This window comes from Pseudoalteromonas sp. S3260, assembly GCF_005886925.1.
Lineage (GTDB): Bacteria > Pseudomonadota > Gammaproteobacteria > Enterobacterales > Alteromonadaceae > Pseudoalteromonas > Pseudoalteromonas tetraodonis.
Genome location: NZ_PNCV01000298.1, coordinates 1 through 472, shown reverse-complemented (window position 1 = coordinate 472; position 472 = coordinate 1). Strand labels below are relative to the sequence as shown.

Genomic DNA, 472 nt, shown 5'->3' with positions numbered 1-472 from the left:
GTCTAAAGATGAAGGTGGTCGTCATACTCCATTCTTCAAAGGTTACCGTCCACAGTTCTACTTCCGTACAACTGACGTAACAGGTGACGTACAGTTACCAGAAGGCGTAGAAATGGTAATGCCTGGTGATAACGTTAAGATGACAGTAACGCTAATCGCGCCAATCGCGATGGACGAAGGTCTTCGTTTCGCTATCCGTGAAGGTGGCCGTACTGTAGGTGCTGGTGTTGTAGCAACTATCGTAGAGTAATAGCTACTCTCGAGAAAAAGGTCGCTTAGGCGGCCTTTTTTTATGCCTGAAATTCGGGTGTGGTTGTAGGTTAGGCTAAAGCCCAACCCACAGAAACAGATGTTGTAGGCAAGGCTTTAGCCTTGCGATCGCCGAAGATGGTCTCATTCCAGAGTTCGGGGCCTTGTACACAATCAATAACTCCCCAAAATGGTTAGGCTGAAGCCCAACCCACAGGGGGCG

General features: G+C 48.7%; 1 protein-coding gene. It reads left to right on the top strand.

Annotated features, from left to right (window positions below; genetic code table 11):
• A partial coding sequence (locus CWC14_RS18550) for an EF-Tu C-terminal domain-related protein (protein WP_502705433.1) occupies nucleotides 1–250 on the top strand: 250 nt, incomplete at its 5' end.
• Nucleotides 251–472: the final 222 nt, after the last annotated feature.